Origin of the sequence: Myceligenerans crystallogenes, assembly GCF_039529775.1 — a bacterium.
In the GTDB taxonomy this organism is placed as follows: Bacteria; Actinomycetota; Actinomycetes; order Actinomycetales; family Cellulomonadaceae; genus Myceligenerans; species Myceligenerans crystallogenes.
Window position 1 is genome coordinate 139865 of sequence record NZ_BAAANL010000005.1, and the last position, 13532, is coordinate 153396.

The 13532-nt window shown below is 70.4% G+C and carries 13 protein-coding genes; 6 read left to right on the forward strand and 7 right to left on the reverse strand.

What is annotated here, in order from left to right:
* Window positions 1-11 precede the first annotated feature (11 nt).
* On the forward strand, window positions 12-668 hold the full coding sequence (locus ABD208_RS13110) for a DJ-1/PfpI family protein (protein WP_344103526.1): 657 nt from the start codon (window positions 12-14) through the stop codon (window positions 666-668).
* A gap of 100 nt (window positions 669-768) precedes the next feature.
* The gene (locus ABD208_RS13115; RefSeq protein ID WP_344103528.1) at window positions 769-1338 is read left to right on the forward strand and encodes an acyl-CoA thioesterase; all 570 of its coding nucleotides are present in this window, start codon (window positions 769-771) and stop codon (window positions 1336-1338) included.
* Here ABD208_RS13115 and ABD208_RS13120 read toward each other — a convergent pair.
* Entirely contained in the window at window positions 1335-2726 is a 1392-nt protein-coding gene (locus ABD208_RS13120) for a dipeptidase (protein WP_344103530.1), read from the reverse strand. The genes ABD208_RS13115 and ABD208_RS13120 overlap by 4 nt on opposite strands.
* A 75-nt stretch (window positions 2727-2801) precedes the next feature.
* Between ABD208_RS13120 and ABD208_RS13125 the strand changes: the two genes are divergently transcribed.
* Window positions 2802-3410 (forward strand): DUF3043 domain-containing protein, encoded by a 609-nt coding sequence (locus ABD208_RS13125; protein WP_344103532.1) that lies wholly within the window; start codon window positions 2802-2804, stop codon window positions 3408-3410.
* Window positions 3411-3455: 45 nt separating this feature from the next.
* Here the strand turns inward: ABD208_RS13125 and ABD208_RS13130 are convergent, their stop codons facing one another.
* Window positions 3456-4469: an aldo/keto reductase family protein gene (locus ABD208_RS13130; RefSeq protein ID WP_344103534.1), complete on the reverse strand. Its 1014-nt coding sequence runs from the start codon at window positions 4467-4469 to the stop codon at window positions 3456-3458.
* Between the two features lie 108 nt (window positions 4470-4577).
* Between ABD208_RS13130 and ABD208_RS13135 the strand changes: the two genes are divergently transcribed.
* Window positions 4578-5636, forward strand: a complete 1059-nt coding sequence (locus ABD208_RS13135) for an MsnO8 family LLM class oxidoreductase (RefSeq protein ID WP_344103537.1) — start codon at window positions 4578-4580, stop codon at window positions 5634-5636.
* Between the two features lie 117 nt (window positions 5637-5753).
* On the opposite strand, the gene ABD208_RS13140 is transcribed toward ABD208_RS13135, so the two are convergent.
* Window positions 5754-6677: a LysR family transcriptional regulator gene (locus tag ABD208_RS13140; protein WP_344103539.1), complete on the reverse strand. Its 924-nt coding sequence runs from the start codon at window positions 6675-6677 to the stop codon at window positions 5754-5756.
* A gap of 152 nt (window positions 6678-6829) precedes the next feature.
* Here ABD208_RS13140 and ABD208_RS13145 point away from each other — a divergent pair, with 152 nt between their 5' ends.
* The gene (locus ABD208_RS13145) at window positions 6830-7780 is read left to right on the forward strand and encodes a DMT family transporter (RefSeq protein ID WP_344103541.1); all 951 of its coding nucleotides are present in this window, start codon (window positions 6830-6832) and stop codon (window positions 7778-7780) included.
* Window positions 7781-7824: 44 nt separating this feature from the next.
* On the opposite strand, the gene ABD208_RS13150 is transcribed toward ABD208_RS13145, so the two are convergent.
* Window positions 7825-8121 (reverse strand): DUF1330 domain-containing protein, encoded by a 297-nt coding sequence (locus ABD208_RS13150; protein WP_344103543.1) that lies wholly within the window; start codon window positions 8119-8121, stop codon window positions 7825-7827.
* Window positions 8122-8183: 62 nt separating this feature from the next.
* On the opposite strand from ABD208_RS13150, the gene ABD208_RS13155 reads away from it, so the two are divergent.
* Window positions 8184-9083, forward strand: coding sequence for an alanyl-tRNA editing protein (locus ABD208_RS13155; protein WP_344103545.1), 900 nt, complete (start codon window positions 8184-8186; stop codon window positions 9081-9083).
* A gap of 35 nt (window positions 9084-9118) precedes the next feature.
* Here the strand turns inward: ABD208_RS13155 and ABD208_RS13160 are convergent, their stop codons facing one another.
* From ABD208_RS13160 to ABD208_RS13170, 3 genes are read right to left on the reverse strand one after another with little or no spacing between them, the layout of a single operon-like run.
* Complete coding sequence (locus ABD208_RS13160; RefSeq protein ID WP_344103548.1) at window positions 9119-11311, reverse strand: EamA family transporter; 2193 nt, start codon at window positions 11309-11311, stop codon at window positions 9119-9121.
* 25 nt (window positions 11312-11336) lie between these two features.
* Window positions 11337-12482 carry a saccharopine dehydrogenase family protein gene (locus ABD208_RS13165; protein ID WP_344103551.1) on the reverse strand — a complete coding sequence of 382 codons (1146 nt, stop codon included), beginning with the start codon at window positions 12480-12482 and terminating at the stop codon, window positions 11337-11339.
* A gap of 8 nt (window positions 12483-12490) precedes the next feature.
* Window positions 12491-13531: a Rossmann-fold NAD(P)-binding domain-containing protein gene (locus ABD208_RS13170; protein ID WP_344103554.1), complete on the reverse strand. Its 1041-nt coding sequence runs from the start codon at window positions 13529-13531 to the stop codon at window positions 12491-12493.
* Between the last annotated feature and the right edge of the window lies 1 nt (window position 13532).

Consider the following 13532-nt stretch of genomic DNA (forward strand, 5'->3'; position numbering starts at 1 on the left):
TGCGTGATGCGATGAGCGGCAACGGCGGTGTGCGGGTCGGGATCTTCGTGTTCGACGGCGCCGAGGAGCTCGACGTCGTCGGCCCGTTCGAGGTGCTGTCCGTCTGGGCGGACCACTCGCAGCTGCGCCCGGTGGTCTCGACGTTCTCCTGGGACGGCGCGGGCGTGCGGCTCGGGCGCGGCCTGCGGCTGGTCCCGTCGCACTCGGCCGACGACGTCGGGCCGCTGCATCTGCTGGTCTACCCCGGGGGCCTCGGCACGCGTGAGCTGATCGACCGGCCCGGGCACCTGGACTGGCTGCGGGCGATGCGCGCGCAGACGCCCGTGGTGGCGGGAGTGTGCACGGGCGCGCTCGTGCTCGCGGCGGCCGGGATCCTGGCCGGGCGGGTCGCCACCACGCACCGGGACAGCTTCGACGAGCTGGTGCAGCTCGATCCCAGCGTCATGGTCGACACGGAGGCCCGCTTCGTGGACGACGGCGACGTCGTCACCTCGGCCGGCGTCACCGCGGGGATCGACATGGCGCTGCACCTGGTGTCCCGGCTGGAGACGCCGGCGGCCGCACAGGCGGTGGCCCGCGCGATCGAGTACGACACCGCGGTCAGGCCGTGGTTCGGCGGCACGCCGGGTCCTGGCGGCACGATCGGGCACGCGTCGTCGCCGACGTGAGGCGCGCCGCACGGCCGTATCGCAGCAACCTCCTGGCGGCCCGGGCCCGGCGGCCCGGAAAGTATCTAGTACCGGCGGTGCGCGGTATATCCTCCGTGGCATGACTCGGATGCTGCAGCTCGCGTGGACCGCGGTCTTCCCCCGCAAGAAGGTCCGCGGCCGGACCCTGCTGGACCCGTCGACCTACTCGATGCGGGTCATGCCCCAGGACCTCGACATCCTCATGCACGTCAACAACGGCTCGTACCTGCAGCTCATGGACGTGGCGCGGTTCCGGCACATCGCCGAGATGGGCGGCACGCCGCTGAGCCGGGAGAACAGCTGGGGCGCCGTCGTGGCGGCGTCGACCATGAAGTACCGGCGGTCGCTCCAGCTCTTCGAGAGGTTCGAGATCACCACCCGGGTGATCGGCTGGGACGAGCGCTGCTTCTACATGGAGCAGGTGTTCCTGCGCCGGGGCAAGCTCTGCGCGCGCGGCATCATCGCGGCGCGCTTCCTGCACCGGAAGACCGGCGAGCGCATCGCGCCGCCGGCCGTCATCGCGGCCCTCGCGGCATCGGAGGGGCTGACGACGACGCCGGAGAGCCCGAGGCTCCCCGACGACGTCGCCGCCTGGGCCAGGGCCTGGGACGTGGCCCCGCGCCCGGTCACGGAATCCGTGGAGCCCTAGAGCCCGCGGGCGATGTTGCGCAGGAGGAGGGCCTCGGCAAGCACCGCCTTGCGCAGCTCGCCGAGGTGGACCGACTCGTTCGCGCCGTGGGCGCGGGAGTCCGGGTCCTCGACGCCCGTGACCAGGATCGCCGCGGCGGGGAAGACCTCCAGGAGGTCGGCGATGAACGGGATCGAGCCGCCGACGCCGATGTCCACCGGGTCGGTCCCCCAGGCCGCCGCGAAGGCCTCGCGGGCGGCGCGCATCGCCGCCGAGTCGGCGGGCGCCAGGAACGGCTTGCCCTTCTCCTTGACCGTCCAGGTCACCTGCGCGCCGAACGGAGCGTTCGCCGCGACGTGCTTCCCGATCGCGTCCGCGGCCGCGCCGGGATCCTGACCCGGGGCGAGCCGCAGCGACAGCTTCGCCCGGACCGCCGGTGTGATGGTGTTCGACGCCGCCTCGGCGGGCGTCGCGTCGATCCCCAGCACGGCGAGCGACGGCTTGCACCACAGCCGGCCCGCGATCGACCCGGTCCCGGTGAGCTCCGTGCCCGGCAGCATCCCGGTGTCGGCCCGGAAGTCGGCCTCCGCGTAGTCGACCACCGGTTCCGGCGCCGAGACGAGCCCCTCGACCGCGACGTTCCCGGACCCGTCGTGGAACGTGGCGATCAGCCGCGCGAGCAGCGTGTACGCGTCCAGCACCGGGCCGCCGAACATCCCCGAGTGGACGGCGTGGTCCAGCACGCGGAGCTCCACGTACCCGTCGACGAGCCCGCGCAGCGACGTCGTCAGCGCGGGGACGCCGATCTTCCAGTTGGTCGAGTCGGCCACGACGATGACGTCGGCCGCGAGCAGGTCGCGGTAGCGCTCCAGGAAGTTGCGGAACGACGGCGAGCCGTCCTCCTCCTCGCCCTCGACGAACACGGTGACCCCGCAGGCCAGGTCGTCGCCGAGCGCCCGCAGCGCGCCGAGGTGGGCCACCAGGCCCGCCTTGTCGTCGGCCGCGCCGCGGCCGTGGAGCCGCTCGCCCTTGAGCACCGGCTCGAACGGGGCGGTGTCCCAGGTCGCCGGGTCACCGGGCGGCTGGACGTCGTGGTGCGCGTAGAGCAGCACGGTCGGCGCGCCGGCGGGCGCGGGGCGGCGGGCGACGACGGCGGGGGCGCCGTCGGTCCCGTCCGGCCGCGGCGCGCGCAGGATCTGCACCTCGGGCAGCCCCGCGCCGCGCAGCAGCGCGGCGACGGCGTCGGCCGACGTCGCGACGTGCCGCTGGTCGAACCCGGAGAACGCGACGCCCGGGATGCGCACGAGCGCCTCGAGGTCGGACTGCAACTGGGGGAACAGGTCCGCGACGCGCGAGCGGAGCGCGGTAGCGCCGTCGTCGGCCAGGGAGGAAGAACTGTGCGTGGTCACCGGATCACGCTACCCGGTCCGCGGGATGCCGGGCCCGGCGCCGTCGCCGGCCCGCCGAGCGAATAGACTGGACCGGTGTTCTCCCGCAGTAAGACCTCCGACCCCGCCGTGACGCCCGTGGGCGAGACGCCCTCCGACGTGACCGATCAGCCGTCCGGCAAGGGCCGGCCCACGCCGAAGCGCAAGGAGGTCGAGGCCGCGCGGAAGCGCCCGCTGGTCCCGAACGACCGCAAGGCCGCGCGCGAGGCGAGCCGGGAGCAGGAGCGCAAGGCCCGCGATCTCACGAGGGCCGCGATGGACAACCCGGCCGACGCGAAGCTGGCCAAGTACCTGCCGCCGCGCGACCAGGGCGCGGTCAAGGCGTACGCCCGCGACCACGTGGACGCGCGCTGGAACCTCGGCGAGTTCTTCCTGCCGATCGCCGTGGTCATGCTGCTCGGGTCGTTCTTCGCGACGCAGATCGCCGAGCTGACGATCGTGCTGTTCATCGGGATGTACGGCTTCCTCGGCATCGCGATCATCGACGCGGTGATCCTGTGGCGCGGCCTGAAGAAGCGCCTCCAGGCCAAGTTCGGGGACGTCCCGCCCGGCACGATGATGTACTCCGTGACGCGGGCCTTCCAGATCCGCCGCTCGCGCCTCCCCCGCCCGACCCACAAGAAGCACGGCGTCTACCCGAGCTGACGCCGTCGCGCGAGGCGGGGCCGCGGGGCCCCGCCTCGCGGCCGGTCAGGCGACGCGGGTCTGCGGCGAGTTCTCGCGCGTCTTCGCGGGGTCGTGCTCGACGACGTCGCCGAGGGCCGCGTCGATCTTCGCCATCAGCTCGGCCGGGATCGTCACGCCCGACGCCTTGACGTTCTCCGCGACCTGCTCCGGACGCGAGGCGCCGACGATCGCCGAGGCCACGTTGTCGTTCTGCAGCACCCAGGCGACGGCGAGCTGCGCCATCGTCAGGTCCAGCTCGTCGGCGACCGGCCTGAGGTCCTGCACCGCGGTCAGCACCTGATCGTTCATGAAGCGCGAGATCATCTTCGCGCCGCCCTTCTCGTCCGTGGCACGCGACCCGGCGGGCGCCGCCTGCCCCGGCAGGTACTTGCCCGAGAGCACGCCCTGGGCGATCGGCGACCAGACGATCTGCGACAGACCGCACTCCTTCGACGCCGGCACGACCTCGCCCTCGATGACGCGCCACAGCATCGAGTACTGCGGCTGCGACGAGATCAGCTGGAAGCCGAGCTCCTTCGCGAGCACCGAGCCGCGGCGGATCTGGTCCGCCGTCCACTCCGAGACGCCGATGTACAGCGCCTTGCCCTGCCGGACGACGTCGGCGAACGCCTGCATCGTCTCCTCCAGCGGGGTCTCGGTGTCGAACCGGTGGGCCTGGTAGAGGTCCACGTAGTCCGTGCCGAGGCGGGTCAGGGACCCGTTGATCGACTCCATGATGTGCTTGCGGGACAGGCCCGTGTCGTTGGGGCCGCCCGGGCCGGTGGGCCAGTACACCTTCGTGAAGATCTCGAGCGATTCGCGCCGCTCGCCCTTGAGCGCGTCGCCGAGCACCTGTTCCGCCTTGGTGTTCGCGTACACGTCGGCGGTGTCGAAGGTCGTGATGCCGGCGTCGAGCGCGGCGCGCACGCACCGCGTCGCGACGTCGTTCTCGACCTGCGAGCCGTGGGTGAGCCAGTTGCCGTAGGTGATCTCGGTGATCTTGAGACCGCTGTTTCCGAGGTACCGGTAGTTGACCATGCCAACACCCTAGGGCAACGAGGACAACAATCGAATCGAATCGACCCGCCGTCCCGCACTGTTCGCTCCCAGGGAACACACACCGCTCCCGGACGGTTGAGAGGGGCGATGAGCACCCACCTGATCCCACAGCTCTCCGTCCTCGACCTGGTCCCCGTGCGCACCGGCCAGTCCAGCGTCCAGGCCCTGGCCGCCTCGCTCGACCTCGCGGCCCTCGCGGACCGGCTCGGCCTGACGCGCTACTGGTTCGCCGAGCACCACAACATGGCCGGCGTGGCGGCGTCGTCCCCTCCGGTGATGATCGCGGCGGCCGCCGCGCGCACGACGCGCATCCGCGTCGGATCGGGCGGCGTCATGCTGCCGAACCACGCGCCGCTCGTCGTCGCCGAGCAGTTCGCGGCGCTGGAGGCGATCGCGCCGGGGCGGATCGATCTCGGGATCGGCCGTGCGCCCGGGAGCGACCCCGTCGTCTCGTCGCTGCTGCGCTCCTCGGGGCCGACGGCGACCGTGGAGCAGTTCCCGCAGCACGTGCGGGACATCATCACGATGATGTCGCCCGACGGCGCCCAGCTCCGCGTGGGCGACGGGCACCTCTACCGCGTGGCCGCCACCCCGGCCGCCACCGGCTCCCCCGACGTCTGGCTGCTCGGATCCAGCGACTACTCGGCGCGGCTCGCCGCGGAGCTCGGGCTGCCGTACGTCTTCGCGAACCACTTCGCGGGCCAGGGGATGGCGCAGATCGTGGGCCTGTACCGGGACAACTACCGCCCCAGCGAGGCGTTCCCCGAGCCGCGCACGTTCCTCACCATGAACACCGTGGTCGCGGAGTCGGACGACGAGGCGCACGCCCGCGCCCTGCCCCAGCTGCGCGCGATGGCCCGCCTGCGCACCGGCCGGGCCATGCGCCCCCTGGAGACGGTCGAGGAGGCCCTCGCCGACCGGCCGGACCACGTCATGGAGGTCACGATCGAGTCGATGCGCGAGCGCTGGCTGATCGGCGACGCGGACTTCGCGGCCAAGCACCTCCGCGGCCTGGCCGAGCAGCACGCCGTCGACGAGGTCATGATCGTGCCGGTGGCGGGCACCCGGGAGGGCGAGCCCCTGGACGCCACCCCGGGCCGCGCCACGACCCTCGAGCTCCTGGCCGGCGCCCTCTCCGCGACCTGAGCGGCCCGTCACGCCGTGCGCGCAGCGGCGGAAGCGGCCCGTCACGCCCTGCGCGCAGCAGTGGAAGCGGCCGGTCGCGCCCTGCGCGCAGCGGTGCCGCCCGGCACGAGGTAGGGCCTACGCCACGGAACCGGCGCTCTCGCGCCGGGCTCGCTCGCGGCCGGCGGCGGCGCGGAGGGCGTCCAGCGCGGCGCGGATCGGCGGGGTGTCGGCGACCGGTTCCGCGACGACGGCGTGCAGCGAGCGCACCGGCGTCGGTCGCACCAGGCGCACCGCGACCGTGCCGGGCGGGAGGCTGAGCGTGCCCAGCTCGGGCAGCACGGTCGGCCCGATGCCGGCCTCGACGAACGCGAGCGCCGTCGGGTAGTCGTGGGCCTCGACGTGGAACGTGGGGCTGAACCCCGCCGCCGCGCAGGCGTCCAGCAGGTTGCGGCGGCACCAGCCGCGCGCGAAGTCGTTGTCGACCCAGGGCTCGTCGCCGAGCTCGGCGAGCTCCACCTCCTCCTTGCCGGCGAACCGGTGCGAGGCCGGGACGACCGCGACGTAGGAGTCGTCGAGCAGGTGGTGCGCGACGAACCCGCGGGGCGTCTGGTCCTGTGACTGCATCACCAGCACCTGCAGGTCGGGGCGGTCGTCGGGGAGTTCCGCGACGTCGTCGCGCAGCTCGAGGTCGAGGCGCAGGCCCGGGAAGTCCTCGATGAGCACGCGGACGACGCCGGGCAGCCAGGCCGCGCCGACGGACGCGAAGTACGCGATGCTGAGCGTCCCGGTGCGGCCCTCGCGCAGGTCGGTGACCAGGGTCTCGGCGGCGCCGAGGCGCGCCAGGACGCCGTCGGCCTCGGCGGCGAGCGCGAGCCCCGCGGCGGTCGGCCGCAGGCCGCGGCCCTCCTTCGCGAGCAGCGTGAGGCCGGTCTCGCGCTGCAGCGCGGAGAGATGCTGGCTGATGGCCGACGGCGTGTAGCCGAGGTTGACCGCGGCGCCGGCCACGGAGCCGCTGGCGACCACGGAACGGAAGACGCGGAGGCGATGGACGTCAAGCATGGTCCAACCATACAGCGGGACTGAAGGGTTGTGCAGAAAATATCGCTTGTGCTTGATCGTTGCCGCAGGGCAGGATCGCTTCCATGACCACCACCAACGCCCCGTCCGAAAACCGCCGGACACCCCCGGCGGCTCCAGGCGATCCTGCGGGCATGCCCTCGAACGACCCGGCCGGCGCACCCGCCCCGCAGCGATCGGTCATGCTCGCGGCCGCCGTGACCGTCGTGCTGTGGGCCTCGGCCTTCATCGGCATCCGGGCCGCGGGACACGACTTCACGCCGGGGGCGCTGACGCTCGGGCGGATCGCGGTGGGGACCGTGGCACTGACGATCATCGCGGCGGTCGCCGGGAGATTCCGGCTGGACCGCGTCACCGGGCGCCTCCCGCAGGGTTTCCCGCGCGGCCGGGTGCTCGCGGGCGTGCTCGTGTGGGGCGTGCTGTGGTTCGGCGTCTACAACGTCACCCTCAACGCCGCCGAGCGCACGCTCGACGCCGGGACGGCCTCGCTCCTGGTGCAGCTCGCGCCGATCCTCACGGCGCTCGTCGCCGGGTTCACGCTGGGCGAGGGCTTCCCGGCCCGGCTGCTGACCGGGATCGGCGTCGCGTTCACGGGCGTGGCGGTGATCGCGTGGGCGTCGTCGTCGGGCAGCTCCGATCTCGGTGCGGTGCTCCTGGGGATCGCGTCCGCGGTGCTGTACTCGATCGGCGCCCTGCTGCAGAAACGACTGCTGCCGAGCGTCGACGCGCTCACCATGACCTGGCTCGGCTGCCTCGCCGGGACGGTGGCGGCGCTGCCGTTCGCCGGGGCGCTGGTGGCGGACCTGGCGGCCGCGTCGCCGTCGGCCACGCTCGGCGTCGTCTACCTGGGCGTCTTCCCGACGGCGATCGCCTTCCTCACCTGGGCCTACGCCCTCTCGCACACGACGGCCGGCCGCCTGAGCGCGACCACCTACGTGGTCCCGCCGATCGCGGTGCTGCTGTCCTGGTGGCTCCTGGGCGAGGTCCCGACCCCGGTCGTCCTGGTGGGCGGCGCCCTCAGCATCGCGGGCGTCGTGATCGCGACCCGCAAGCCCGCCGCGCGCACGGCCGTACCCGCCAGGTGAGGTCCCCCGCGGGATCCACCCGGATCCCGCGGGGCGACGCCGCGTCAGCCCACCAGGCCCTCCACGAAAAGCATGCGTCGACCTGCGATGACTCCGCGCACGGCACGAGCGTCGGCATACTCCGGAGAGGTGTACCAGTTCTTTGCCTGCACCATCGACGGGAATTCGATGACGACCATCCGGTGCGTATCCGGCCATTCTCCTTCAAGCGGTTCCGGCGTCGCGCCCCGCGCCAGATAGCGGCCGTCGTACCGGGCGATCGACTCGGCGGCCAGTTCTCGGTACCGGCGCACATCGGGATCGTCCAGATGTTCGGCTTCGGCAATCACATACGCGGCCACCTGCCAATCATGGCATGCCTCTGCCGCTCACGGTCCTGGTCAGTGACGTAAAGTGCGATCACGTGAGCGAACTCGATCTCTCCGGCACGACGTCGACGATCGTCACCTACCCATCAGGCTCGATCCACGAGACAGCCACCGTCGTCGAGGTACTGTCTGATCCACGCGAGGCCGCAGGCGGCCTGCTGGTGATCACCGATGCGACACCGTTCCATCCGCTGGACCCACTCTGGCCGGACCAGCCCGCAGACCACGGCGAGTTGCTCGTGGACGACAACGTCTTCGCGGTGCGCGACACCATCACCGTAGCGCAACGGCCAGGCGGTCCGATCCAGGTGGACGACCAGATCGACGCCCGCCGCGACGAGCCGGATGTGCTGTTCCTGGTGGCGCACGTGGTCGACGAAGCGGCCGGGGACGTACTGACCAAGGGCGCCGCGGTGACGCTGATCGTGAGTGCCGATCGACGGCTGCGGCTCAGTGCCGCACACACCGCGTGCCATCTACTGGCCTACGCGCTCAACGAAGCGACACACGACCTCTGGCGCAAGCCCGCACCACCCGACTCACGCGGCCACCACGACCTCGACGCTGCAGCATGCGTCCTCACCCGGCACGACATCGGCGGTAGTACCGACGAGTACAGGCTCGGCAAGTCACTGCGCAACCGCGGGTTCGATACCGCAGGCTTCCTCGACGGCCTTTCCCTGACGATCGAGAGGGTCAATCGCGCGCTGGCCAACTGGATCGCGTCCGACGCGCCGGTGAGGATCGACCGCACCGGCCCGTTCCTCACCGACCGCCGGCAGTGGATCTGCGGGACACCCGGAGGAACGGCCGAGATGCCCTGCGGTGGCACGCACGTCCAGCGGCTCGGCGAGCTGAGCTCGATGACAGCGGTCGCTTCGTTCGACGAGCCCTCCGGCATCCTCACGATCAGGAACCACGTTCACCTGACGTAGCCGATCCAGGGCTCGTCGATCAACCCTGGAACCGGTCAGCCGTAGAGTCCTGTCAGTTCCAGGTCACGAAGTTCCCGGTAATCGGACTCCAGCGAACCCACTTCGTCGGAGTTGAGGTAGACGGTTCCGGGACAGGTTGCCATGTCCACCGTCCGCTCGAGCGTGCTACCCGCGCGCAGGCTCACCGCCATCCCGGCAAACGAGGCAAGCCGCTCGACCGGGTGCCAGTCGGCAGGCACGATCCCGTCGGCAGGCGAGATCAGATTCACGCAGCGCAGCTGGCTCTTGAGCTGGTACGGCGCCTCTGCCTCGGCGCGGAAGCTCTCGGGGTCCGCGATCGAAAACGCCAGGCTGTCGACTTGATCGGTGCCCACGCACCGCGTGAGCAGCTCGGGCATCTGGCCGCCGCCCAGCCGCGCGCCGCACTCGATCAGGACTGGTCCGTCGTCGGTGAGCATGACCTCCGTGTGCGCGGCACCTTGCCGGATCTCCAGGGCATCGAGCACCGCGCGGACGTACTCCACGACCGCACTGGCGCCCGGCTCATCCAGCGAGAGCAGGTCCTCGTAGTCGTACACCGACCGGCCGTCGATCTCGCGCTTGTGGTATCGCCAGACCTCGATCACGCGGTGCACGCCGTCGTAGCTGACGGTGTTCACATAGTGCTCGACACCGACCAGGAACTGCTGCGCGAGCACGACGTCATTGCGGCGACCGTACCGATCGGCCGAGGACATGATCCGCTTGTGGGCGGCCCGGACCTCGTCCACATCACGGCAGATCAGTACGTTGTCGGTGCCCGCGCTCAGGACCGGCTTGAGGACGACTGGCCATGCATCCCGGCCTTGAGCCCATTCGACGACCTCCTCGGAGGAGTCAGACCGGAAGTCGTCCGCGGCCGCGAAACCGGCTGCCCGGACCACCCGCTGCATCTCGTGCTTGTCGCGGCGAGCGATGGCATTGCGCATACCGTTGCCCGGCACGCCCAACGCAGCCGCGAGCTGGTCGGCGAGCAACACGCCGGACTCGGCGGCGGCGACGACGCGGGTAACGCCGTGCTCCTGCAGAATCCGCACGGTGCGTTCGAGATCACCCGTGTGGTGGACGTCCAGAACAAAGTCCTCGGGACGGTAGTCCAACCGGGTGTCGGGAAATTCCGAGCGCACGTGCACAAAGCGCACATCACGCGCACGCAGTGCGGCCGGCAGCAGGCGCCCGGCGCCATACGCGTCGACGATGGCACAGGTCATGGTCGGTGGACCTCCAGACTCGTCATTTCCGATGGGGTTGCCTCCGGCGGGCGCCGGCATCGGCTGCCGGCCACGCACCACAGTTCCCAGGGCCACGAGGGCGACCACGCCGACGATGCCGGCGAGCGTGAAGGCCGAGAACCGCAGCCGGCCGTCGGCGAACTGCATGACGAACGCGAACAGCGGGGACAGTGCGATGAGGAGCGACGTGGTGATCGGCTCCGTGTGCCGGATGCCGATCTGGAGCACGTAGATCGGCAGCCCGACGCCGATCACCGCGACGACGGCACCCGGCACCAATGCGGTCCGCAGGTCACCGGCATCGGTCACCGCAACCAGCACCCAGGCGACAGCACTCATCAGGAAGAACCGGGTCGCGAGCACTGTGTTCGGATCGCAACCAGCATCACCGAGCCGCTTCATGTAGATGATGTTGAACGACGAACCGACGGCACAGGCAACCGTGAATGCTAGCCCGGCCACCGCATCCGACACCGTCACCCCGGCCAGCCCGCTACGCCCGGAGAACGAGACCCATACGAGCGCGCCCAGCAGGACGCAGATGCCCAGCGACACCGCGATCTCCGACTTGAGGACGGTACTACCCCGTCGCAGCAACGGACCTGCGAGCACCGTGATCACCGGCCCGAGCGCCAGGCCGAGCACATTGACGATCGCGGGTTCCAGGAAGTCCAGAGCGTACAAGGTCGCCAGCCAAGTCACGGCGGTGGTCACGTTGATGGCGACAAGGTCCCGCCGATGCCTTGTGAGTTCCCGAAGCTGCCGCATGCCCCGGCGCGACCATTCCAGTGCGAGGAAGAACACCATGGTGAAGGTGAAGGAGACCGCGGCGACGGCTGCAGGGGAGATGGTCGCGAACCGGTTTCCGGCATACACATCCATTGCCGCCGTGAGCACCGCGTACGCGAGCAGGGGAAGTACCCCCCGTCGAACCAGGGCACGACGTCGCTCGTTCACGATGCTCCCCTAATGCTGCCATCCCCTAGCGTGGCTGAAAACTCACGGTGATCCCCTGGCCGGCAAGGAACTCCAGCCAGTCCTGTACCTGACCCAGGTCACTGCTCGCCTGGTGCAAACCGGCCGGCACGGAACTGGCGACCACCGACAGAATGCCTCCGGCGAGCGGCGCCGAGACCAGGCGGGGTGTCGCAGCCTCCACTGCGTCCCCCACGGAGTCGAGTACGTACTCACCGGCCCACTCGTCACCGTCTGCCGTCCGGACCTGCAGTTTCACTGACATTACCACGCGGTCGTGATCATCTGCGGTAGTCGGGTGACGTTCCGCAAGGTCCTCGGCCAGCTCGGTGATCTCGGCGTCGTCCGCGTCCACCAGGTCCGCAAAAACCGGCTTCCAGGCGTCGCTCCATCCCTCGAGCCGCAGGGTGCCGCGGACGAAGTCCTCCACCGCCCACGACTCCGGGAACGCATAGGTCCGGACGAACGGCACGCTGTCGCGGTTGGGATAGACCTCGAACGACTCACCGAGCACGGTCTGGGACCGCGCGACCTCCCAAGGCCGAGCAACCTCGCGTACGACGCCGCCCTCAATCAGTCGAGCCGGTGTGAGCAGCGCGGTCAGCACGCCGCGGGGCGCCCAGCTGAAGCGGTACCGGAAGTCGTTGGCCACAGCAGGATTACTGCCGCAGTAGGAGGTGAAGCGAACGGTCGCCGGACGATCACCCGTAACCTGCATGGCCTTGGTCACGAGCTTGTGCGCGAGCAGGTGGTCGATGCCCGGGTCGAGCCCGATCTCGGTGAGGATCACCAGACCGCGTTCAGCGGCCTCGTTCGCATGGGCAGCAATGCCTGAGCTCAGATAGCTGGAGCACACGAAATGCGCGTCGCGCTCAAGCGCCAACTCCACCAGTGACGGGTGCTCGCTCGCCGGCAGCATCGACACGACCACGTCACCGCGGCGGAGTTCCGCGGCCAGCGATCCCAGGGTGAACGCCCGCGTCTGCGCCCTGCCGCCCAACTCCAGCCGATCCAGGCATGCCTCGGCTTTCGCGACCGTTCGCCCCCAGAGCACCGTCTCCGCACCCGCGCAAACCAACCCGAGTCCACTACCGGTAGACATGCCGGTGCCGATCCAGTGCACGCGGCCGCTCGGCGGCATCAGCTCAGACATCGTGATCCTCATCTCTCGCTCGTCAGCTTGCGGGCGGCGGTGAACTGGTCCAAGCTCCGGGTCCACACCGAACCGTCGTCAGGCAGCTGGCGCAATAACGGCAGCAGGCCCATGGAGAAGGCTGCGCTCGACTCTCGTGGCAGCAGGGAAGGCAGGTTGTCGATGGCCAGCACGTCCAGCCGCGGCTCGTCGTGCAGACGCCGCGCAGGCATCACCCAATCCGTGACCTTGTCGTTGACGGGTAGCCTGTTGCAGTCGGATGTGACGTCGCAGGTCACGTCGGAGACCACGGACAGCCGCCGGTCGTCCCGGCCGAGGTCGTCGTGGGTAAGGAATGGTCTACCCGGCTCGGCGGCAAAGATGGTGTTCACCAGAAGGTCGTGCGCCAGCAACGCGCTCTTGTCGAACTGGCGGGTCTCTGCCAGGTCCCAGCCGGTGGTCCGTACACCTGCGACTGTCAGTGCCTCGACCGCGCCACGACCGGACCGACCCAGCGCCCCGATGACGAGTGCGCAGGCATCGTCCCGGTACCGCGCCAGCAGGTCGTCGAGCTCCGCCCGCGACATGGCCGTCAGCGGAGCGGAAAGCTGCCCCCTGTGGTGCAGAACAGCGACTGCCGCACCGGCATACCCGGCCCAGAAGCCGAAGGCCACCAACCGTCGGCCGTTCTCGTCGGTCAGGCACTCCAGGTCGTACAGCGAGCCGCCTCCCTCCTCGAAGCGCTGCAACAGGGCGTGTGCACCGGTCTGTCCCTTGTAGGCATGCCCGAAGAAGATGTGCCGATGGGTCAGTGCCGACGGTTGCGGCACCGGTTCCTTGAGCCCGACGACGATCTCGTCGGCCGGCGCATCGGGCCAGGTGTCAGCTGAGACGATCCGGCAGCCCGCGGCAGCGTACTCGTCGATCGGAAAGACCCGATGCGCGGACTCCTCGACAGTTACCCGGAAACCGTCGGCAACGAGCGCAGCAGCATCCGCAGGGGTGATAACCGTGCGTTGTTCGTTCGACGATGCTTCGCGGCGCAACCACAGCCCGGTGGAGATCGGCATG

Coding starts and splice junctions, on each gene's coding strand:
- ABD208_RS13110 (WP_344103526.1), top strand. CDS start 12: ATGAGCGGCAACGGCGGTGTGCGGGTCGGGATCTTCGTGTTCGACGGC.
- ABD208_RS13115 (WP_344103528.1), top strand. CDS start 769: ATGACTCGGATGCTGCAGCTCGCGTGGACCGCGGTCTTCCCCCGCAAG.
- ABD208_RS13130 (WP_344103534.1), bottom strand. CDS start 4,469: ATGGTCAACTACCGGTACCTCGGAAACAGCGGTCTCAAGATCACCGAG.
- ABD208_RS13135 (WP_344103537.1), top strand. CDS start 4,578: ATGAGCACCCACCTGATCCCACAGCTCTCCGTCCTCGACCTGGTCCCC.
- ABD208_RS13140 (WP_344103539.1), bottom strand. CDS start 6,677: ATGCTTGACGTCCATCGCCTCCGCGTCTTCCGTTCCGTGGTCGCCAGC.
- ABD208_RS13145 (WP_344103541.1), top strand. CDS start 6,830: ATGCCCTCGAACGACCCGGCCGGCGCACCCGCCCCGCAGCGATCGGTC.
- ABD208_RS13165 (WP_344103551.1), bottom strand. CDS start 12,482: ATGTCTGAGCTGATGCCGCCGAGCGGCCGCGTGCACTGGATCGGCACC.
- ABD208_RS13170 (WP_344103554.1), bottom strand. CDS start 13,531: ATGCCGATCTCCACCGGGCTGTGGTTGCGCCGCGAAGCATCGTCGAAC.